This is a genomic window from Nitrospira sp. (assembly GCA_030653545.1).
Lineage (GTDB): Bacteria > Nitrospirota > Nitrospiria > Nitrospirales > Nitrospiraceae > Nitrospira_D.
On sequence record JAURZE010000038.1, the window covers coordinates 1 to 19,664 of the forward strand.

General features: G+C 56.9%; 30 protein-coding genes. 18 read left to right on the top strand and 12 right to left on the bottom strand.

All coding sequences use genetic code 11. The features are described from left to right. Positions 1–190, top strand: a 190-nt coding sequence (locus Q7U39_18095; GenBank protein ID MDO9119873.1) for a hypothetical protein, incomplete at its 5' end; no start/stop codon positions are given. Here Q7U39_18095 and Q7U39_18100 read toward each other — a convergent pair. Further along, a complete protein-coding gene (locus tag Q7U39_18100) occupies positions 187–846 on the bottom strand; it encodes a hypothetical protein (GenBank protein ID MDO9119874.1) in 660 nt (219 codons plus the stop codon). The two genes, Q7U39_18095 and Q7U39_18100, sit on opposite strands and share 4 nt — an antisense overlap. A gap of 11 nt (positions 847–857) precedes the next feature. Beyond that, positions 858–1,178, bottom strand: coding sequence for a hypothetical protein (locus Q7U39_18105; GenBank protein MDO9119875.1), 321 nt, complete (start codon positions 1,176–1,178; stop codon positions 858–860). A gap of 305 nt (positions 1,179–1,483) precedes the next feature. On the opposite strand from Q7U39_18105, the gene Q7U39_18110 reads away from it, so the two are divergent. The 3 genes from Q7U39_18110 to Q7U39_18120 all read left to right on the top strand — a co-directional run bounded on the left by Q7U39_18110 (position 1,484) and on the right by Q7U39_18120 (position 3,167). Then, positions 1,484–1,750: a hypothetical protein gene (locus tag Q7U39_18110; GenBank protein ID MDO9119876.1), complete on the top strand. Its 267-nt coding sequence runs from the start codon at positions 1,484–1,486 to the stop codon at positions 1,748–1,750. A gap of 3 nt (positions 1,751–1,753) precedes the next feature. Beyond that, positions 1,754–2,884: a radical SAM family heme chaperone HemW gene (gene hemW, locus Q7U39_18115; GenBank protein ID MDO9119877.1), complete on the top strand. Its 1,131-nt coding sequence runs from the start codon at positions 1,754–1,756 to the stop codon at positions 2,882–2,884. A 76-nt stretch (positions 2,885–2,960) separates the two neighbouring features. After that, a complete protein-coding gene (locus Q7U39_18120) occupies positions 2,961–3,167 on the top strand; it encodes a hypothetical protein (GenBank protein ID MDO9119878.1) in 207 nt (68 codons plus the stop codon). A 10-nt stretch (positions 3,168–3,177) separates the two neighbouring features. Here Q7U39_18120 and cax read toward each other — a convergent pair whose 3' ends face one another. Beyond that, positions 3,178–4,251 (bottom strand): calcium/proton exchanger, encoded by a 1,074-nt coding sequence (gene cax / locus Q7U39_18125; protein MDO9119879.1) that lies wholly within the window; start codon positions 4,249–4,251, stop codon positions 3,178–3,180. Between the two features lie 28 nt (positions 4,252–4,279). On the opposite strand from cax, the gene Q7U39_18130 reads away from it, so the two are divergent. Together Q7U39_18130 and Q7U39_18135 are read left to right on the top strand one after the other, a co-directional pair. Further along, positions 4,280–4,966 (top strand): hypothetical protein, encoded by a 687-nt coding sequence (locus Q7U39_18130; protein ID MDO9119880.1) that lies wholly within the window; start codon positions 4,280–4,282, stop codon positions 4,964–4,966. Positions 4,967–4,999: 33 nt separating this feature from the next. Beyond that, positions 5,000–5,296 (top strand): ATP-dependent Clp protease adaptor ClpS, encoded by a 297-nt coding sequence (locus Q7U39_18135; protein ID MDO9119881.1) that lies wholly within the window; start codon positions 5,000–5,002, stop codon positions 5,294–5,296. A gap of 29 nt (positions 5,297–5,325) precedes the next feature. Here Q7U39_18135 and Q7U39_18140 read toward each other — a convergent pair whose 3' ends face one another. Continuing rightward, complete coding sequence (locus Q7U39_18140) at positions 5,326–5,745, bottom strand: hypothetical protein (protein ID MDO9119882.1); 420 nt, start codon at positions 5,743–5,745, stop codon at positions 5,326–5,328. A gap of 245 nt (positions 5,746–5,990) precedes the next feature. Here Q7U39_18140 and Q7U39_18145 point away from each other — a divergent pair, with 245 nt between their 5' ends. From Q7U39_18145 to Q7U39_18155, 3 genes are all read left to right on the top strand, one after another. Then, the gene (locus Q7U39_18145; protein ID MDO9119883.1) at positions 5,991–6,665 is read left to right on the top strand and encodes a DUF3386 family protein; all 675 of its coding nucleotides are present in this window, start codon (positions 5,991–5,993) and stop codon (positions 6,663–6,665) included. A 61-nt stretch (positions 6,666–6,726) separates the two neighbouring features. Continuing rightward, positions 6,727–7,167, top strand: a complete 441-nt coding sequence (locus tag Q7U39_18150; GenBank protein MDO9119884.1) for a DUF5069 domain-containing protein — start codon at positions 6,727–6,729, stop codon at positions 7,165–7,167. A gap of 28 nt (positions 7,168–7,195) precedes the next feature. Continuing rightward, the gene (locus Q7U39_18155; GenBank protein ID MDO9119885.1) at positions 7,196–7,636 is read left to right on the top strand and encodes a hypothetical protein; all 441 of its coding nucleotides are present in this window, start codon (positions 7,196–7,198) and stop codon (positions 7,634–7,636) included. Positions 7,637–7,859: 223 nt separating this feature from the next. On the opposite strand, the gene Q7U39_18160 is transcribed toward Q7U39_18155, so the two are convergent. The 5 genes from Q7U39_18160 to Q7U39_18180 form a co-directional block, all read right to left on the bottom strand. Further along, positions 7,860–8,612, bottom strand: coding sequence for a TPM domain-containing protein (locus tag Q7U39_18160; protein ID MDO9119886.1), 753 nt, complete (start codon positions 8,610–8,612; stop codon positions 7,860–7,862). Continuing rightward, positions 8,609–9,373, bottom strand: coding sequence for a hypothetical protein (locus tag Q7U39_18165; protein ID MDO9119887.1), 765 nt, complete (start codon positions 9,371–9,373; stop codon positions 8,609–8,611). Before Q7U39_18165 ends, Q7U39_18160 begins: the two co-directional genes overlap by 4 nt. Then, positions 9,363–10,658 (bottom strand): FAD-dependent monooxygenase, encoded by a 1,296-nt coding sequence (locus Q7U39_18170; GenBank protein MDO9119888.1) that lies wholly within the window; start codon positions 10,656–10,658, stop codon positions 9,363–9,365. The genes Q7U39_18165 and Q7U39_18170 overlap by 11 nt, the downstream gene beginning before the upstream one ends. Before the next feature lie 11 nt (positions 10,659–10,669). Next, positions 10,670–11,152: a phospholipase D-like domain-containing protein gene (locus Q7U39_18175; GenBank protein MDO9119889.1), complete on the bottom strand. Its 483-nt coding sequence runs from the start codon at positions 11,150–11,152 to the stop codon at positions 10,670–10,672. Between the two features lie 74 nt (positions 11,153–11,226). After that, positions 11,227–11,604 (bottom strand): hypothetical protein, encoded by a 378-nt coding sequence (locus tag Q7U39_18180; protein MDO9119890.1) that lies wholly within the window; start codon positions 11,602–11,604, stop codon positions 11,227–11,229. A gap of 148 nt (positions 11,605–11,752) precedes the next feature. On the opposite strand from Q7U39_18180, the gene thiS reads away from it, so the two are divergent. From thiS to Q7U39_18225, 9 genes are all read left to right on the top strand, one after another. Then, on the top strand, positions 11,753–11,953 hold the full coding sequence (gene thiS / locus Q7U39_18185) for a sulfur carrier protein ThiS (protein MDO9119891.1): 201 nt from the start codon (positions 11,753–11,755) through the stop codon (positions 11,951–11,953). A gap of 2 nt (positions 11,954–11,955) precedes the next feature. Further along, on the top strand, positions 11,956–12,879 hold the full coding sequence (cysK, locus tag Q7U39_18190) for a cysteine synthase A (GenBank protein MDO9119892.1): 924 nt from the start codon (positions 11,956–11,958) through the stop codon (positions 12,877–12,879). A 142-nt stretch (positions 12,880–13,021) separates the two neighbouring features. Next, positions 13,022–13,834 carry a molybdopterin-synthase adenylyltransferase MoeB gene (gene moeB, locus Q7U39_18195; protein MDO9119893.1) on the top strand — a complete coding sequence of 271 codons (813 nt, stop codon included), beginning with the start codon at positions 13,022–13,024 and terminating at the stop codon, positions 13,832–13,834. Between the two features lie 31 nt (positions 13,835–13,865). After that, entirely contained in the window at positions 13,866–15,116 is a 1,251-nt protein-coding gene (gene thrC / locus Q7U39_18200) for a threonine synthase (GenBank protein MDO9119894.1), read from the top strand. Beyond that, the gene (locus Q7U39_18205; GenBank protein MDO9119895.1) at positions 15,113–15,385 is read left to right on the top strand and encodes a MoaD/ThiS family protein; all 273 of its coding nucleotides are present in this window, start codon (positions 15,113–15,115) and stop codon (positions 15,383–15,385) included. The genes thrC and Q7U39_18205 overlap by 4 nt, the downstream gene beginning before the upstream one ends. Positions 15,386–15,387: 2 nt before the next feature. After that, positions 15,388–15,627: an NIL domain-containing protein gene (locus Q7U39_18210; protein MDO9119896.1), complete on the top strand. Its 240-nt coding sequence runs from the start codon at positions 15,388–15,390 to the stop codon at positions 15,625–15,627. A gap of 32 nt (positions 15,628–15,659) precedes the next feature. Continuing rightward, positions 15,660–16,463 (top strand): molybdopterin-synthase adenylyltransferase MoeB, encoded by an 804-nt coding sequence (gene moeB / locus Q7U39_18215; GenBank protein ID MDO9119897.1) that lies wholly within the window; start codon positions 15,660–15,662, stop codon positions 16,461–16,463. Positions 16,464–16,471: 8 nt separating this feature from the next. Then, positions 16,472–16,981 (top strand): M67 family metallopeptidase, encoded by a 510-nt coding sequence (locus tag Q7U39_18220; GenBank protein MDO9119898.1) that lies wholly within the window; start codon positions 16,472–16,474, stop codon positions 16,979–16,981. A 102-nt stretch (positions 16,982–17,083) separates the two neighbouring features. After that, positions 17,084–17,410: a hypothetical protein gene (locus tag Q7U39_18225; protein ID MDO9119899.1), complete on the top strand. Its 327-nt coding sequence runs from the start codon at positions 17,084–17,086 to the stop codon at positions 17,408–17,410. 22 nt (positions 17,411–17,432) lie between these two features. Here the strand turns inward: Q7U39_18225 and Q7U39_18230 are convergent, their stop codons facing one another. The 3 genes from Q7U39_18230 to Q7U39_18240 all read right to left on the bottom strand — a co-directional run bounded on the left by Q7U39_18230 (position 17,433) and on the right by Q7U39_18240 (position 19,648). Further along, a complete protein-coding gene (locus Q7U39_18230) occupies positions 17,433–17,642 on the bottom strand; it encodes a hypothetical protein (GenBank protein ID MDO9119900.1) in 210 nt (69 codons plus the stop codon). 2 nt (positions 17,643–17,644) lie between these two features. Beyond that, a complete protein-coding gene (locus Q7U39_18235; GenBank protein ID MDO9119901.1) occupies positions 17,645–17,839 on the bottom strand; it encodes a hypothetical protein in 195 nt (64 codons plus the stop codon). Positions 17,840–17,923: 84 nt separating this feature from the next. Then, positions 17,924–19,648 carry an ABC transporter ATP-binding protein gene (locus Q7U39_18240; protein ID MDO9119902.1) on the bottom strand — a complete coding sequence of 575 codons (1,725 nt, stop codon included), beginning with the start codon at positions 19,646–19,648 and terminating at the stop codon, positions 17,924–17,926. Positions 19,649–19,664: the final 16 nt, after the last annotated feature.

A 19,664-nucleotide genomic window follows, 5' to 3' on the forward strand; every position in this document is an offset into this window, starting at 1 on the left:
CCGCCGTATCAAACTCTCGGCGATGGGCTTTGATGAAGGTGTACTTCAATCGGACGTGCTGCGATCTCCATCGATTCCCCATGAATCCTCCCCCTGTTCTAACGACCACCCTAAGGTGTCCGTTAAAGCCTGGGAAGTCCAGCATTCGATGGGGCGAGGGAAGGATGAGGAAAGAATGGCTTGCAACTAAGGAGAAAGTACGTAGTGCACCGCCTCAACCCTGACTACAGGCATGATGAGACCGAGCCCTTTTTGATCGTGAGAGAAGTCATACACAATCGATTCATCCGGAATAAGTCGGCCGATGATGATGACGGCAAGTTCTACAGTCTTCCCAGCGGCAATCTCGCGCAGCAATCGATCCAAAGAGTCCGCCGATGGGACGGCTTTGAGCTCTCCAGGGAAATCCTCAGACTTGAAGCGAACCTGCCCCCATCGAGTAGAGGTCAATACAGGGCCGAGGGCCACAGAAAACCCCTTCCGCTCCGGATCAAAATGAGATAACTCCCCCGACCACCGAAACGCGATTCGCCGACCGAGCGCACGGTTCCCCGCACGACGGTCATCGCGCGCTCGATTCACCTGAAAGAGGCGGTCGTCATGTCCAGGATCGTGGTGCCCTTCTCCATAAATCGCGGGCCAGTCAGGTGGATAGCCCTCCAAGGCTTCAAGAAACCCTTCGATAGCGATCGCATCGTCAAGTAGCTGAATATCACCGGGGAGAGCGGCAGCGAATTCAGAAAACGCCACGAATTGAATGGGGCTGATCCCCAGATCCTCCTGTGCGCCCGCCGAGGAAGCTGGATAGAGGATGGAGAGGATGAGCAGAACGAACAACGTGGGCATGGCCACTACTGCTATCCGACAGGGGCCTGGGAAAAGGCCTGCGAAAATGCCCTTTCAAGTCCTTGCACGGAAGGGTGATCGGCCTGTAAGACTCCGGCGTCCAGTAGCACTGCCACACGTGGAGCCGGGTCGAGTCGACGAAGGGCCGCTTGGGTCAGCCCCTCCGTCTTCAACGCCTTCTCATAGGTCCCGAACCACGCCTCAACTACCACGCGCAATCCGGCATCCCCCGGCTTCATCTTGCCCATCCTCACTTGCTGAAGCAGCTTGATGATCGGATCAGATTGCGCGATGGTATTCATCGCTCGCTGAAACAGTTCTTCCACATCCATGACGGTTGCCTAGTTCGATGAACAGGAGCCAGGTCCACGAGGATCGCCGCAGCTCCCGCAGGACCCACCGGATCCGGCACCGGGAGATGCCCATCCTCCAGTCGCGCCAACCCCGAACGAAGAGATCTGCTGTTCCAGCCTCGTTGCCTGACATTTCGGGCACGCAGCTTCATCCGACCGGCGGACCAACAGTTCAAACCGATGTTTACATTCGCTGCAGACATATTCGAAGATAGGCATGTTACACGCTCCTTGTTAGGGGCCATTATAAAATTCCCCCGTCCAGATCGCAATGAGAGGCACCTATGCATCGTGAGGAACAGTCCTTTAACCTCCGGTTCAGCGTGGAGGCCAGCTTCCCTGATGATTACGAAGGGGACGAGGATCAGCGCGCTTGGACCGGCGAATGGGAAGCGCGGATCAAACCGGACATTCTCAAGATGGTCTTCGAATCACTACGCCGTCAACCTGGCTGGGCAGCGCACATTCGCAATCGGGGGAAATCCGCCCAGGACGAGATTGAAGTTGTCGTTGAAAAAGACTTCGGCAAACCTCAACCATTCAAGATCTAGCGCATGCAGCAAGAAAGAGACATCGGGCTCTATCTCCACGTTCCGCTCTGCCGCCAGCGCTGCCACTTCTGCGCCTTCTACTTGGAGATTGCCACGCCGGCTCGCATCGACGCCTACCTTTCAGCGCTCGAACGTGAACTGATCCTCTATCGCCAGCAGAATCTCCTTGCTGGACGAGCATTTCAGAGCATCTACTTCGGAGGGGGGACGCCCACGGTGCTTCCATCGCTTCGGCTGGCTGCCCTTCTAAACCATATTCGAAACACCTCTTCCGTCACGCCGGATGCCGAAGTGACCGTTGAAGCTCATCCCTCAACAGTCACACTTGCTGATTTGAGGGCCCTTGCCACAGCCGGCTTCAATCGGATCAGTCTGGGAGCTGAATCCATGGCTCCCCAAGACTTCATTCCGATTGGCCGCCCTGGCACGGTATCCGAAACCGAGCAGGCAGTTGAACATGCTCGAACTGCAGGATTTTCCAATATCAATCTCGACCTCATGTATGGCCTGCCTGGACAAAGTCTTGTGTCCTGGACAACCACCGTACAATCTCTTCTTCAACTCAATCCAACTCATATCTCTTGTTATGCCCTCACCATTGAAGACAACACCAAGCTGGCGCACGATATCGCCAAGGGACTGGTCCCTGCACCTGATGAACTACTTCAAGTTGAGATGGAAGCGGCAGCCGAAACGGTGCTGACACAAGCCGGCTTTACTCGCTACGAAATTTCCAACTACGCCAAGCCCGGTTATGCCTGCCGCCACAATTTGCTCTATTGGACCGACGGCGACTACCTTGGCCTCGGTCCCAGCGCGCAGTCCTACGTGGCCGGATGCCGATTTGGCAACATTGCACATCTCGACACCTACACAAGCCAGCTGGAGCGGAATCAACTTCCAGTAACAGATCGCCAACAGCTCAGCGTCGAGGACCAACAACGCGATGCCCTGATCTTCGGCCTACGTCTCTTGAACGGGGTCCCCAGCTCACTTCTTGCTGATGGGCAAGCCGACCGGGAACTCTTCGCCCAACTCAGGGCGAAGGGCCTGATCGTCGAAGAGGGCAGCCGAACCAGGCTGACCCCGTTGGGCCGCCGCTTTGCCGACAGCGTGGCATCAGACCTGTTCTGACCTACTCCCCCGCACCCAGCCATTGACAAGGAACCAGACGGAAAGAGACACTATCGGTCTACACGCGAGGTGACCAATGCCCGTCAACATGGATCCAACAAAGAAGCGCAAGTCCGGCCAAGCGGAACCGACCGTAACCTCACAGCCGGTCCTCGAACCCACAGAGGCAGCACCGCTCGCGTTTGGAACCGAAACCCATGCTGATCGAGAGAAGGATCTGGCCGATGCCGAGTGGAAGAATTTGTGGGATGCCACTGAAGTGATCGATATGGATAAGGTGTGACCGGCGCCGATCAAGCCGGAAGAAAATAGAAGGCAATGGCCAGCATCGCGTAGACCCCGACCAGCATGGCGCCTTCCATCCAGTTCGACTCCCCGTCGATCGCGACGAAACCCACAACAAACACCGAGATCGTCACCGCCGCGACTTCGAACGGCGTAAAGATCAAGTCCAGCGGGGTACCGAAGAGATAGCTCGCAAAGACCAGCACCGGCGCGACCAAGAGAGCAATTTGCAGACTTGACCCCACGGCAATCCCATAGGCCAAATCCATTTTATTCTTCATCGCCATGAGCACCGCCGTCGAATGTTCCGCCGCATTGCCGACCAGCGCCACCAGAATCACGCCGACGAAGACCTGCGTCAGACCCAGTTTGTGCGCAGTCGGCTCAATGGCACCGACCAATAGTTCGCTCATCACGGCGATCAAGGTCGTCACCACAGTCAAGACCGCCACCGACATACGGAAGCTCCAAGGCTTCTCGCCCAGATCTTCCGCGTCATGTGATTCCCCTGCATACAGATGGCGATGGGTCTTCAGGGAGAACATGAGGCTGAGCCCATACATCACGAAGAGCACGATGGCGATCTCCAGACTCAACTCCCGTTCGATCGTCACGCCCCGATCCGCGGCGGTGAAATGGAACAGCGCGGGTATGATCAAACCGACCGCCGCCAACAAGAGCAGGCTGGAGCCCATCCCTGCCGCCGTTTGGTTGAACTTCTGCCGTTCAAACTTCAATCCGCCAGCAACCATAGACGCCCCGAGAACCAGCAGAACGTTACCGAGAATGGAACCAGTGAGTGACGCTTTGACCACATCATGGAGCCCCTCACGAAGTGCGGCAAGTGCTATGATCAGCTCCGCGGCGTTTCCCAGTGAGGCATTTAACAGGCTGCCGATCCCGGCACCGACATGCGACGTGAGATGCTCGGTCGCGCGGCCCAACATCCCGGCGAGCGGAACAATCGCGAAAGCGGACGCGGCAAAGACATAGAGCGGATCAGCCTTGACGACCTCAAGGGCAATCGCCGTCGGAATGAACACAAGCAATATATCGAGCCACGACGTAAAGATTTTTTTCATGGGCGAAACCTAACATGAGTCTCTGTGAATGTCGATGAACGGCACCCCATTAACCGATGCCTTGTTCTACCCCTTTCATCTCTGCCATGAGCAGACGTTGCGATGCCTCCTCGCGCGGTTTCACCGGGTCCACTTTCGCGATTATATGGCGATCCAGCTCAGTCCCTTCTCAGGGACCACCGCCTATGCCGATCGCATGGGAGGAACATTTCCAGAATTGGTAACCACCGGAAGGCTGGTTCAAGGTCATAATGTCAGCGGCCCTCTGAGCGAGGCCAGCCGGATCTCCATTGACCATGACTTGGCCGATACTCGGTGGCGAACTATTTTCCATGAAGCGATTCGGGAGAACCGGCGCTTTCAGCGGGGCCTCTTTGATCCCACCCATGCCGTTACGATCGGCCGGGATGTCTGGCCAGGCCCTGCCGCGCTGCTCCGGCTCATGGATAAGCACTTTTCCCACCAACCGTTCACCGTCAAGGCCGTACAACAGTTAAGCTGCGAACGGCTGAGCGGAGATGACGCCTTTCGTTTCGAGTATGGTCTGGCATTGGTCAAGACCGCCGCGGCCCAGGGCTATACGATGCACCTCGCCCAGACCCTCCAGGTGACAACGGCGACCGATTCGCCCGCACATTTTCAGCTGTTCAGCCGGACGCTCGAACGAGAACACAAGCAGCTTCCGAACCATTTGATAATCAGGACCGGGTATTAACCTCCTCCCACGACTCTGCTACACTTTTCGGCCATGGCGAAACCATCCTTTCCGTTGACGACCCCTGACGTCACCGAAGAGACCGGGACAGGCACCGGCGACGACCTCGAATCCCGGGTGATCGTCTACAATTGCGACTGCCATACCTACCAGCAGGTGATTAGCCTCCTGTGCAAGTATGTGCCGGGCATGACCTCTTCACACGCCTTTGAACTCGCGTATCAAATCGATCATGAAGGAGAAGCGATGGTCTTTGAGGGGGAGACACAGCAAGCCGAACAGATTGCGTCAGGGCTCGCAAGCGGAGGACTTCGAGTGGCGGTGCAGTAGGTCACGTACCCGTGCGGGACGGAGCTGCGCTACTTGGCTTTCCGTTTCGCCGGTTGCTTCGCGACTTTCTTGGCAACAGATATCGCAGCCTTTGCTGCTTTCACCGGCTTGGTGGGTTTGGCTGCCTTCGCGGGCTTTTCCGGCTTGGCTGCTTTCACCGGCTTCGCCGCCAAAGCGGGTTTCGCCGGTGCACCGGGTTTTGTGGGAGGCTGCTTGCCCGACTTGGCTGACTGCCGGCTGGATCTCGATGATCCTGATTTCACCGGTATCGGCATGGCGGCATACACTTTATTGATCTTCGTCAGCTGATCCGGGTTCATCACCCTTACTTGATACAGCTCAAACAGTTTCCCGATGGCTTTCTGATCGCCCCGTTTCGCCGCATTTAACAGCTTGCGGCGTTGGTTCATTTCTTCTTCTTCAGTATGGGAGGCAGCGCGTCGTTCCATTCTACTCCATCCTCTTCTAGCATCCCTTCAAACAGACAACAGGCCTGCCGAACAGCTAAAAACTCGCGGAACTATATCAGAAATCACATGAATGTTGAAACAGGCTGCACGCACCATACAATTCAGGCTCCAGAGGCACGCCAGACGCCCTTGTCTCCCTCGGGACAGGAAGAGACTCTTCCCCATTGAGCCCCGTCAAACCCGGTAGGTATAATCGCTCCACTACATTCACAGGAGAATCCACCATGTCCATGCATACACCCCCTCAATCGACTGTCGCCGATGACCCCAAAGCCCGCGAGGTCATGCGGCAAGCATTCGAAAAGACTGCCCGCTGGCCGAAAGATTTTAACGGCTTCACTGCTGATCTGACCGTGAATATCAACGGGAAGGTGACCACCGGTCCCGTCATGGTGAAGGGCCCCCGTGAGGTGTCGGTGCAACTTGGAGATGCCGACGTACAAAAATGGGCTCAGGAGCAGCTCGGAATGATCGCCGTCCACCGCGGCCCCCGAAGCTTCGAAGAATCAGACGGCAAGTACTCTCTCACGATGGAAGAGGATGGCCACCCCTTCGGCACCAAGCTCGATATCCACGGATCGAACTCCTTCTACCGGATCAAAGATAACCGCATCACCCAAATTAACCGGAAGATGGCCCACCCGGGCATGACTCCCTTTGCCTTCTCAATCAACGTCGAAGAAAGTTCCGTCACGCAGGATCAGAAGAACCTGACCACCAAATATACCGTCTATTACTACTCCCCCACTGACGGGAAGTTAAACAACGTCGAGAGCTTCACCGACACGCATGTGCGGGTAGGAGCGGCGGATCTTCCCGCCACCCGCCGCATCATTGCATTTGAAAACGGCCAGGTCATCGTCAAGAACTTGACCTTCACGAACCACAAGTTGCTCTAGCCCCCTATTCCCGCCCGCTCCCCGCTTGGGGAACGGGCGGGAAATCGACGGGCATACTACTATGGATCTGAGAACCTCATTCCCACGAAGCATGCGAGTTACACTCGCGGGCTACGTTCATCTCGCACGCATGATCGACAAATGCCGCGCGGTCCTCGCCGGAACGCAAGGTGAGTACCTCTATCCCTGCCCGATGGATGAACGGCTTTTGGAGTTCGTCGGAATCACCAGCGATCAATTCACCTCGGCAGTGAACACGAATCCAACCGATGCAGGCGTAGCGGCCTGGTTCCAGCAGACTGCCACATCGCATCCGACAGCTGAGTTAGATGAATGGAATATGAAGCTGTTGGCGCGCGGCCCCAGCTCTCCGGAGAGCCTGGAGAAGTTCAAGAAATACCGGGACGCCGTGGATCCTTCACGGACCGATCTGACCGCCTGGTCCGATCTGCAAGATTTGGAAGAAGGGCGAGACGTACCGCGACGAATAGTGATTGCCTAACCGACGCCGAGCCAGAGGACACCGCGACATGAACATGACGACCGCAACCTGTGCCTGCCTGTTGCTCGGATTGACCAGCGCCGGCTGCGAAACCGAGCAGCTCTTGCTCAAAAAGAGCGCCTTGACCACTGAGCTGCGAAAGGAAACCACCAGAGGTGTATCGCTGCCCGCTGGTTGCCCGACGCTCATTAAATCTCTTCCCGCCACCCAAACCAGCCTGACGGTCTCCTACATCGAGCCAACGAAGAGTCAGAATGGCGTCCTGCTCACGGATCTCGCCTACACCACGATCTACCTGAACGCCAAGGGCGTTCCAACAACTGCCATTCGCGTGTGGACCAACGACCCACACGGCGGAGCGCAGGTGACCATCAGCGATATTCCCGTGACCGCATCCGAGATAGGCTTGTGCGTCACCGCAACCAATTGGGCAGGGAAAGAATCGTTGTCGGCCTCGACCACGCCGTAGGACTCCCTCGAAACGGTTGGTCTCGTGGCATTCTTCAGAGCCTCGAATGCCCGGCAATTTCAAGAGCGGCTCGATCGGAACGCCCGCCCTCTGCGTTACTTGCCCTTCTCTCGTTTCGCCGCCTTTTTCTCTGCCATCGACTTAGCCGGCTTCTTCTTCGTCTCTTTTTTCTTGTCCTGCCCTTTGCCCATGATGCTGCTCCTTCTTGGTTTAAATGCCCTGCCTACTTGTAACCTTCCCCGCTCGTCCCGCCGCCAAATCCGCCCCAGTTGCCGCCGAATCCACCCTGCCCCGTGCCCCAATACTCGCCACGTTGAATGCGGCGATACGGATGTCGCAGGTCCGGGCGGCTGATCCACCAAAAGAAAGACATCGCACCAAGACTCGTGAAGAGAGTGATCCAGAAGCCGACGCCTTTGAAATGATGCTTCGGTAACGTCCCGACCCGCACCTCTTGAGCCGGAGTCGCGAGCGCCACCACTGTCCGGTACAGGCCTTCACCGAAATGCCCGAGCTGAATCGCGGGAAGCAACGTGCCGCCGCCGACGTCGGTCATGATGGTCGGGGTGATAATGGGGAGCATCTGGCGCCCCAACGTCATCGCCGCCTGCCGCTCTTCGACGGAGACCAGCACCATCACTCCATGTTCTTGCTGCGCCGATCCGATCCCCCATTTCCCATAGAGGGCCGCTGCATATTCGTTGGCCGAGAGAAACGGCTTGATCGATGGCACGGTGACCACGACCATCTCCACCCCGGTTTTTCGTTCGAGATCCTGACAGACGGAACGAATCCGTTCTTTCCACTCCGCATCCAGCACGCCGGCGTGATCGCTGACATACCCCATCGGACCGGGCAACGGCGCGCGTTCCTTCGGACGATCATAGAGAGCCCCGTGCGCAGCTCCGATCACAACGAGCCACAGCAGGCTCACCGACGCCATCGCGGAAATGAATTGCCTCGGTAGGCCGATCATGCCGGCTCCTCCATCAATCGAGCTTCCACGGATTGCACCAGCCGTTCAAAACTCTCAAGATACCGTTCCATGAGACGGGGCACTTCCTTCTGCCCCGGCGAGATCTGCCCGCGCTTGAGCAACCAGGCGTCGCGCAGACCCGACAGATCGACGGACAGGAATGTTTCGAAATCCTTCAGGAGCGGCTCACCCTGGGACAGCACCGGCCGCTCCAGCAATCGCTGCACCCCACGTAAACAAGGCAGCATCGCCGTCAACGACAGAGGCAGGAGAATCGTAATGGCTTCTTCCGTTCCCCCTCCTTCAATGAAGCGCTGACGCACGCGCAACAAATTCCCCCGCAAGCTTTGCAGCACTTCGGCACGGAGGTGGCGCTGATCGACCTTGAACCCGACGAATGGGTCCTGACCGGCGAGGAGCCGATGCTGTTCCTGCATTTCCAGATACTCGAGAGGAAACACCCGCGCCATCGCCGGCAAGTCGGCTTGCGTCACAAACAACGGCACGACAATCTGTTCCTTGGCCCACCGGCGATGGAGCGGACCATACTTCTTAAGTTGGTCCGCCTTGGTGGATGTCACCACCAGGACAATATTCAGATTCGAACGGCCCGGCAGAAACTCGCCGCGCACGGCGCTGCCATAGAGCAACACCCCATCGAGCGAGTCGCCATACACTCGTTGCACATCTTTTACATAGGCCCGCAAGTGCTGCTGATACTCATCCGGCAATCCGTCGATCACCCATTCGTTACCTGCCATCGTGTAACCTCGCCATTCCTGCTGCCGTACTCCGGGCAAACGGATCCGGCAGGAATCCTGCTGCCATGACTCGATCGATCAATGAAAACGGCGGCGATTGCCGCAGCCCCGCAGTCGTAGACAAGACGCGATACCGCAGCCGGGGATTCCGATCCAGCGTGCGAAACACCCGGTTACGGAGAAAGCCAATCACAGGATTCGCCGTGTTCCAGAACAAGACCTGCTCATCCGCCAATCGTTGCAACATGGTGACCTGGGGACGCCGGGCATCCTCGTAGGTTTTCAGTTTTGCCGCGGAGAAATTTCGCTCCGCCAGACAGTCCGGCAACAAGTCCGCGAGCGTCATCGCATCGACCATCGCTTGCATACGGCCTTGCGACGCGTGCGGATTCATGGCATGAGCCGCGTCGCCGATCAGCACTGCGCCGTCCGCCACCCAGGTCGGCGTCCGCACACGCCCGGTCGGCATGAACGCGGTCTGACTCCAATCCGTCAATTGCTGAAACAACGGCTTGAGCGCGGGATCAATGGCCGTCCAAGCCTCCTGCACGGCCGGAAGGCCCTGCGCCTTAATACGATCATAGGTGCCGGTTGGGATCATATAGAAACAATAAACCTTGCCGCCCGCGGCAGGAAAGAGTCCGAGAATCGTTTTCTTTCCAACGTAATACTTGGCTTCAGTGATCGGCAACGGAGAATCGAGAATCGCGATCAGATACCCCTGCGGATAGAGATGCACCTCCGCCGGAATCTGCAGGGCCTGCCGAACCTTGGAAAACGCGCCATCGGCCCCGACAACCACCTTCGCACGAATCGTCACCTCTTCCCCGCCGCGCGTTGCGGTCAGACCGCTCACCTGCGTCCCCTCCTTCACCAGACTGACAAAGCTGGCGCCATACCAAAGCGCGACCGACGGTTCAGCCTGGATCGCATCGAGAATGGCGTGGTGCGCCACATTCGGCAACGTCACGACGGCGTGATTGTATGGCGCGGGCAACTCCCCGTAGTCGACGGTGCACAACCGCTCTCCACCCACCCGGCAGAAATGAAACTTGCGGATCGGCCTGGTCGAATCCACCGGCAACTTCTTGAGCAATCCCAACCGATCTAATACTCGTTGACCATTCGGCTGAAGAATTTCTCCACGTAGCCCCTGCGGCGGACCTGAGGCCTGCTCGAGCACGATCGTCTTGATCCCCTGCTGAGCCAACGCAAGCGCCAATACGGCCCCTCCGCCTCCGGCCCCGACGACAGCAATATCTGTTTCGACGATGGTCCCTGCCACGTGCGTCCCGTTTATGGTTTCCAGAGATGGTAGCGCTGCGGATCGTTCCACATCGTCAAGAACTTCTGTTTCGCCTGAGCCGTAATGGCGTGATCGTGAATCACATCAAGCCGCTCATCATTGTACCGATTCCCGCTGCCGGTATGGTTCATCGATCCGGACGCGTTGATCTCGTCATCGATCACCACTTGCTTGAGATGCATTAGCCCGTCGTGCTGATTAACGAGGATGGGAATACCGGCCAGGTGCAAGGTCTCGACGGCGGTCTTTTGCTTGTGATCGTCGAGTCTCTCCCGATCGGTAATGACGCGCACATCCAGACCGCGCTTCTTCGCCTCGACTAGGCCTTTCACGGCCAACGGCGAAGTCAGCCCATACACAGCTACGTAAATATATCGTGAAGCATGATCGTAGATCTTCGACAGTTTCGTGAGCGGCTCGTCCTCGGGGGCGTAATATACTTCAATACTGGTAGCCTGGGCCGCATTACTCACGCCTCCCACGAGACAGACAATTGCAAGCCCACATCGAAGAAGAGATTGGCTGAAGGCTGGCCAGCACCGCCTCGTCATTCGACTTCGAAGAGATCTCGAAAGTGATCGTCGGACGCGTCCCACGCCTGAGTGGAATGGGTACCGAGCCAGCCGCGCAGGAATGCTTTCTGGCCAGGCGTCAGCTGTTGCTTGATCTGGTGCGATCGCCCTTGAAGAGGCTGAAGAAATCCCACCCGTTTCTGAAAATCCAGCGTGGCGGTGCGAACATAGACGCCGGTATACATCGACGGCTTGTCATCCTCCCCCTCGCCTTGAATCCAAACGGATAAAAACTTCTCTAACTGTAGTCCAGCACTATCCATGGCCGGGTCAGTTTCATGAAACAGCTCTTGCTCGGACTCCTTGAGAGGGGTTGCCTCAAGAGCCCGAAACATAAAATTTTGTTTCCACATCGACGACTCCTCCGAGAGGGTCGCATAGTGTATGGGGAGCCAAATGAAAGTCAAGCAATGTGCCAGGCCCGCGTTGCCTTGACAAGGGCGGAGACTCTTTGTTAACGTCCTGAAATTCCTTAATCTCTAGGCCAACTTGGGAGAATCCATGCAGGTCAAGGTCAACGGGAAATCCGAGGACATCCAAAGCGGCAGCGTCCTCGATTTGCTCACGCTCAAGAAGATCGATCCTCAGATGGTTGCGGTCGAGGTCAATGACAAAATGATCGATCGGGAACATCTCGCCACCACTACCCTCAAGGAGGGCGATCTGGTCGAATTCCTCTTTTACATGGGAGGAGGCCGGTGACGATGATTATGCACAAAGAAATTACCGAATTGATCGGCAAGACTCCGCTCGTCCGGTTGAACCGGCTGTCCAAACCAGGCTCCGCGACAATCTATGGCAAAGTAGAGTTTTTTAATCCGGGTGGCAGCGTCAAAGATCGCATCTGCCTCAACATGATCAATGAGGCGGAACGGCAGGGCAAACTGAAGCCGGGCGGCACCATCGTCGAGCCGACCAGTGGTAATACCGGTATCGGCCTGGCCCTGGTTTCAGCCGTACGCGGTTACAAGCTGATCCTGGTCATGCCGGAGAGCATGAGCATGGAGCGGGCGAGCCTACTGTCCTCTTATGGGGCACAGCTAGTCCTCACTCCCGCGTGGGAAGGGATGAAAGGGTCCATTAAGGAAGCGGAGAGCATCCTGGCTCAGAACCCCAGCTATTTCATGCCGGATCAGTTTTCGAACCCGGCGAATCCGGCGATGCACCGAATGACCACGGCTCCAGAGATTCTGGATGCCCTGGACGGGAAGATCGACGCGTTTGTGGCGGCGGTCGGCACCGGCGGAACCATTACGGGCTGCGGAGAGCTGTTCAAGGAAAAGAACCCGAACGTGCAAGTGATCGCAGTGGAACCGGCGGGCTCACCGGTCTTGTCCGGCGGTGATCCGGGACCCCACAAGATTCAAGGCATCGGAGCCGGGTTCATTCCCAAAGTCTTGAACCGGAAGATTATCGACCGCGTGATTACCGTCACGGACGATGAGGCCTATCAAACAGCCAAACAGCTGTCAAAAAAAGAAGGCTTGCTGGTCGGCATTTCAGCCGGTGCCAATGTCTTCGCCGCTCAGAAAATCGCCGAAGAACTCGGCCCAGGGAAGAATGTCGTGACCATCCTGTGCGACACCGGCGAGCGCTACATCAGCATCGAGAAGTATTTTAATATCTGACGGTTGATCAAGGAGGGATGCCCAAAATAGACATCCAACAAGGCCGCAGACGAGAAAAACCGGACGCGTACCCTCTGGGGTACGTTGAGGATTTTTCGAGCCGAGAACGAAGTTGGGGGCTATTTTCAGCATCCCGTGGAATATGGAATTCACTGAAGAGCAAATAAACCGATACAGCCGGCACATTCTCCTGCCTGAAGTCGGCGGCAAAGGCCAGAAGAAGATCGCCAAGGCGAAGATTCTTCTCGTCGGCGCCGGAGGTCTGGGCTCACCGGCTGCACTCTATCTGGCCGCGGCCGGCGTCGGCACCATCGGTCTCATCGACAGCGACGTGGTGGACCTGACGAACTTGCAACGACAGATCCTTCACCACACATCCGACATCGGGCGCCCCAAAGTCGTCTCCGGGAAGGAAAAGATCGCGGCGCTGAATCCCGACGTCATCGTAAAGACCTACGAAGAGCGCCTGACTGCGGGGAATGCGCTCAAGATTTTCAGCGAATACGATGTCATCATCGATGGCGTCGATAACTTTACGGCCAAGTTCCTCATCAACGATGCCTGCTTCTTTGCCGACAAGCCACTGATCCATGGCGGAATCCTTCGCTTCGATGGCCGTGTGACGACGATTGTGCCGAAGAAGTCGGCCTGCTACCGTTGTGTGTTCAAGACCCCACCACCGGCCGGTCTGGTCGCGTCCTGCCAAGAAGCGGGTGTGATCGGCGTATTGGCAGGGATCATCGGAACGATCCAGGCAACCGAAGCGTTGAAACTCATTCTCGGCATCGGACGGCCATTGACGGATCGACTGTTGGACTTCGATGCCAAAAAGACACTCTTCCGTGAGATCAAGGTGAAGCGCAACCCTCACTGCGCACTCTGCGGTGACCATCCGACGATCACCGAGCTGTTTGACGATGGAGATCCGTTTGCCGGCTGTGCCGTTCGTCCCTAGCGTTTAACTTTTTACGTATGATGGTGTCGCAATGACCAAGATGAAAGCCCTCGTGTGCCGGGAATGCGGGAAAGAATATCCCACAAAAGCGATCCACGTCTGCGAGATGTGTTTCGGCCCCCTCGAAGTGAAATACAACTACGAGGAAATCAAGAAATCGATTTCGCGCAAGAAGATCCAAGAGGGTCCCCACAGCATGTGGCGCTATATCGATCTGCTTCCGGTCGAGGGCACGAACTTCGTCGGCCCGCATGCCGGATTGACGCCGCTGGTCCGCGCCAAAAATCTCGGCGCCTATCTCGGCCTCGATGAGCTCTACATTAAGAACGATACGGTCAATCACCCGACACTCTCCTTCAAGGATCGTGTCGTCGCTGTCGCGCTGACACGCGCCCGGGAACTTGGATTTGAGACGGTGGCCTGCGCTTCGACCGGCAACCTGGCAAATTCCGTGTCCGCCCATGCGGCAGCCGCCAACCTCCATTGCTACGTCTTCATCCCGGGAGATTTGGAAGCCGCGAAGGTATTAGGCAATCTCATCTATAAACCGCATGTGGTCGAGGTCGAAGGCAACTACGACGATGTGAACCGGCTCTGCAGCGAAATCGCCGGCGAACACGGCTGGGGTTTCGTGAACATCAACATCCGCCCCTACTATGCCGAGGGCTCGAAAACGCTCGCGTACGAAACAGTCGAGCAATTGGGATGGAAGACGCCGGACCAGGTCGTCATTCCCATGGCCTCTGGCTCGCTCCTGACCAAGATCTGGAAGGGGTTGCACGAAATGAAGTACGTGGGGCTCATCGACGACGTCCACACAAAGCTCAACGGCGCCCAAGCGGAAGGCTGCTCCCCGATCTCCACCGCCTTCAAAGCGGGACGCGACTTCTTCAAGCCAGTCAAGCCGAAGACGATCGCCAAATCGCTGGCCATCGGCAATCCGGCCGACGGCTATTACGCGTTAAAGGCGACGGCCGAGAGCCAAGGCGCCATGGACATGGTGACCGACGAAGAAGTCGTCGACGGCATCAAGCTGCTGGCGCAGACCGAAGGCATTTTCGCCGAGACCGCCGGCGGAGTGACCATCGGCGTGCTAAAGAAACTGGTCAAGCAGGGCGTGATCAAGAAGAACGAAGTGACGGTCGCCTACATCACGGGGAACGGATTGAAGACGCAGGAAGCGGTCATCGATGCCGTCGGACGGCCGACCCGCATTCAGCCGAGCCTGGTGGCCTTTGAAAAAACCTTTAAGTTGGGAAAGAACGGTGGTGGTGACGCATGATTAAAGTCCGCATCCCTACTCCCCTCCGGCCGCTGACGAAGAACCAGGGGGAAGTTGAAACGACAGCCGGCAGCATCACGAACATGATCGAGTCGCTGAACAGCGCGCACCCCGGCATTAAGGATCGCCTCTGCGATGAGTCTGGTGAATTGCGCCGCTTCGTGAATATCTATGTGAACGAGGAAGACATTCGATTCCTCAAGGGCAAAGAGACCATGCTGAAGGATGGCGACGAAGTCTCCATCGTTCCGGCGATCGCGGGAGGCTAACCATGTCACATTTACGCTTTCACGTGCGATTTCCCGAAGACAAGGTCAAAGAGCCGATCATTTATCAGATCGGCCGCGAGTACAATATCGTCACCAACGTGCGCCGCGCCGATGTGCGTGAAACCACCGGCTGGGTCGATGTCGAGCTCTCAGGCGAAATTGCCGAGATCGAACGGGCGCTCGACGGCCTTCGAAAAAAAGGCTGTGTCGTCGATCCCATCGAACTAAACGTGGTGGAATAAGGAAAGCAGCTTCCGGCAATCGGCATTACATCATGGAACTTACAGAACTTCAGATCCAACGTTATAGCCGCCACATCATCTTGAATGAAGTGGGTGGCAAAGGGCAAAAGAAGCTCTCACAAGCGAAAGTCTTGCTGATCGGGGCAGGAGGCCTCGGCTCACCAGCCGGACTGTACCTGGCTGCTGCGGGCATCGGGACGATCGGATTGGTCGATGGCGATGTCGTCGACCTCTCCAATCTCCAGCGACAGATTATGCACTCGACTGCCACGGTCGGGATGCCCAAGGTCGAGTCCGGCAAAAAGACGCTGACGGCGATCAACCCTGAGATCACGGTCAACGCCTATCACCAGTTGGTCGACGCCGACAATATTCTTCCGCTCATCTCGCAATACGATATCGTCCTGGATGGCTCGGATAATTTCTCGACCCGGTTCCTGGTGAACGACGCCTGCTTCTTCGCCAAGAAGACGTTGATCTCGGCCAGCATGTTCCGATTTGAAGGCCAACTTACGACCATCAAGCCGCACGCAGGCTACCCCTGCTATCGCTGCCTCTATCCTGAGCCACCCCCGGCCGGGCTGGTTCCCAACTGCCAGGAAGCCGGAGTACTCGGTGTGCTCGCCGGCACAATGGGGATTCTGCAGGCATCCGAAGCCATCAAGGAAGTCCTGGGTATCGGCGACACTATCGCCGACAAACTCGTGATCTACGATGCGCTCGACATGAAGTTCCGTAAGGTCAGCCGTCCGAAAGATCCGGCCTGCCCTCTCTGTGGACCCAATCCGAAGATCAAGGATCTCGGGATGGATTATGCTGTCAGCTGCACCATCTAGTAACTATCGTGGCTGATCTGATCATTCCCCAGCCCATTCTCGATGACATGGTCGCCCATGCGAAGGAGCTCGCGCCCTACGAGTGCTGCGGATTGCTCGCAGGGACAGGAAACACCGTCACCAAGATCTATCGCATCAAGAATGTCGTCGCCCTGGAGGGTGCCCAACAACTTGCCTCATTCGATCCGGCAAAAGTCGCACATCTGGCACGCCTCAGCCCAGCTGAACGGGCCGAGATCGCCTTTGTGATGGATGCTCAGGACCTGGCCCTCGCGCAAAAAGATATGCGACGCAGCGGCCACACCCTCCAAGTCGTCTACCATTCGCATCCGCACGATCCGGCTCGCCCTTCGGTCACCGACATCAAGATCGCCACCGACTACGAAGATTACTGGGGCAAGATCAATCTCCCCGTCCCTGCCTATCTTCTCGTCTCCCTAATGCACCAGACGCCCGACATCCGCGCCTACTGGATCAAGGGCGGCGTGGTGTCTCCGGCTCAGATCGCCGTAGAGTAGTTCACTCGCCGCTCAATCCCACTCTGAATTTCATATTTCCCTTCTTCCATTTTCAATGCGATAATGTCGCCATCATCGACCTCATTAGAAGGAGCAATCGTCATGGCATTCATCCGTACGATACTTCTCGCTGCCGCCCTCCTCATCATCGTGACCGGTCAGAGCCTGGCTGAAGACAAGAGCTACTACAGCCCCGTCATTACTATCGATACTGAAAACCATCGTGTGCTGATTTCAAAGCTTGGTGGGGTATTCTATATCGACGTCCCGGAGGTTGCGCGGCCCCATATGGAGAAGCTGCCGGTTTCCGGCCTGGTCGATTTCGTCGTGGAAATGCGCGGCGAAGGAGAGATGCCCGTGATCAAAACCTGGAAGGTGAAATCAGGCGAATCCACCTGCATGTTCTTCAACGGGAAAGAGTGCAAGTAACGAGTACCCGCTTACGTTCTGCCTACTCCGAACTGCCCAGCATATCGTCAATCAGGGGGCGATTGATGTCGGTGCAGCCCAGGCAGATGGTATCGAACAGGGACTCGTGATCTGCGACAAAATTCCTCGCGTCCGGCAGCTTCTCGGCATACACCTGATCGTAACAGGTCTCACAGAGCATCATGAGCCCCCGCGAGACGGAGACGGTTTTCCGGCCTGCGCTTCCCGCCATAACTACACCGATCCCTTCTGTCGTGCGATCCAAAAGTCTTCCGGTTCCAGGTCGATGCCGCAGGTCGCGCACTCATACACCGACTGCCCTTCCGGCAGTTGGATTTCCGTGCGAATAATGCGGCCTCGACACACATGATAGAAACGCCCTCTGGCGTCCTCATCATCCAGCGGATCACTTTCGTATATCAGCACCATAGTTGTATGACGTCCTTGTGATTCGTGAGGGGAAGTATACTGACCTGCGATCGATGGCCGCAACCATTCAGAAGCCCATCCCTATTACACCTGAAATTGCGCCTCGTACAGGCGTGAGTAGACGCCTCCGCGAGTGATCAAGACCTCATGCGTACCTTCTTCGACCACCCGCCCGTGCTCGACCACAATAATACGATCGACCTCATTGATGGTCGATAGCCGGTGCGCAATGATGATCGTGGTCCGGCCTTTGGTAAGTTCATTCAAGGCCTCACGGATCTTGACTTCGGTCTCCGTGTCGATATTGGAGGTCGCCTCATCGAACATCACGATCGGAGGATCTTTAAGCAGGACACGCGCAATCGACACCCGCTGCCGCTGCCCGACCGATAGTTTCACACCACGCTCCCCGATCCAGGTGTCGTACCCTTCAGGAAGCTTCACGATGAACTCATGGGCGCGGGCTGCTTTGGCAGCCGCTTCAATGGCTTCCTGTCCTGCCGAGAGATCGCCATAGAGAATATTTTCCTTGACCGTTCCGTTGAAGAGGAACGGCTCTTGCTGCACGAGACCGATCTGATTCCGTAGAAACGCCAGCGGCATACGCCGGATATCCACATCATCGATCGTAATCGACCCGCCGGTAACATCGTAGAATCGATTCAGCAACTTCAGCGTGGTGCTCTTTCCTGCTCCGCTGGGCCCCACCAGCGCCACCCGTTCGCCGGCTCGCACGGCAATGCTGACATCCTTCAGAATAGGCGCGTCGCTGCGATAGTGAAATTGCACATGATCGAAGATCACGGCCCCGGTACAGCGGGCCACCGGCGCTTGAACGCCTGGCTCGTCACGCACATCCGGCACGATATCGAGGACATCGAACACCCGTTCGCTCGCCGCCAGCGCGTGCTGCAGCATGTGGTTGACGGAATGAATCTGGTTGATCGGCACATAAAACAGGGCCAGATACGACGTGAACATGACGAGCTCACCGACCGACAGATGCTTGGCCAACACCTCGGCCGTCCCGAACCACAAGACCAGTGCGCCGCCAAGGCTCCCGATCAACATCATCCCGGGTGAGTAATAGGACCAGAGATACATGGCCTTCAAGGTGTCCTTCCGGCATTGATCGCTCTTGCGGCCGAATCGATCCTGCTCAAAGGGTTGGCGGTTGAATCCCATGGTCTCCCGAATACCGGCCAGCGAATCTTGCAACAGCGCATTCAACTCTGCCGCGCCCTTCCGAATCTCACGGTAATACCCGTGGACGCGCTTCGTGAAGAGTGCCGCCCCGACGATCAAAATCGGGATGGGCAACAGCGCCAACAGGGCTAACTTCCAGTTCAGCCAGAACAAGACCACCATGATTCCGATCAGGGTCAGCCCGGCGGTAATGATTTCTTCCAGTCCGTCGACGAAGATCCGCTGCATATGCTCAGTATCATTCAACACCCGCGACATGATCTCGCCGGTTGGACGATTTTCAAAAAAGCTGATGGAGAGGCGCTGCAAGGCGGCAAAGACCTGCACGTGCAGATCGTGCACGACCTGCTGTTCCAAGGAATTATTGAGGCGGATGCGCATCGAGCTGCAGAGGTTGCGCATGAGGTAGGATCCGGCCAAACCCACGAAGACCCATGTCAGGAGCTCGACCCGGTTCGCCTGAATGACATCGTCGATCAGAATCTTGATGAGCCACGGGGGAACGAGTTCAAATGCCGTCGTCAGGCCGGCAAACAGGAAGGTCCCCAGCACCATAAGGCGATAGGGCCGGAGATATTGAAGCACGCGAAGCAGGGTTTTCACAGGGGCAGGTTACATC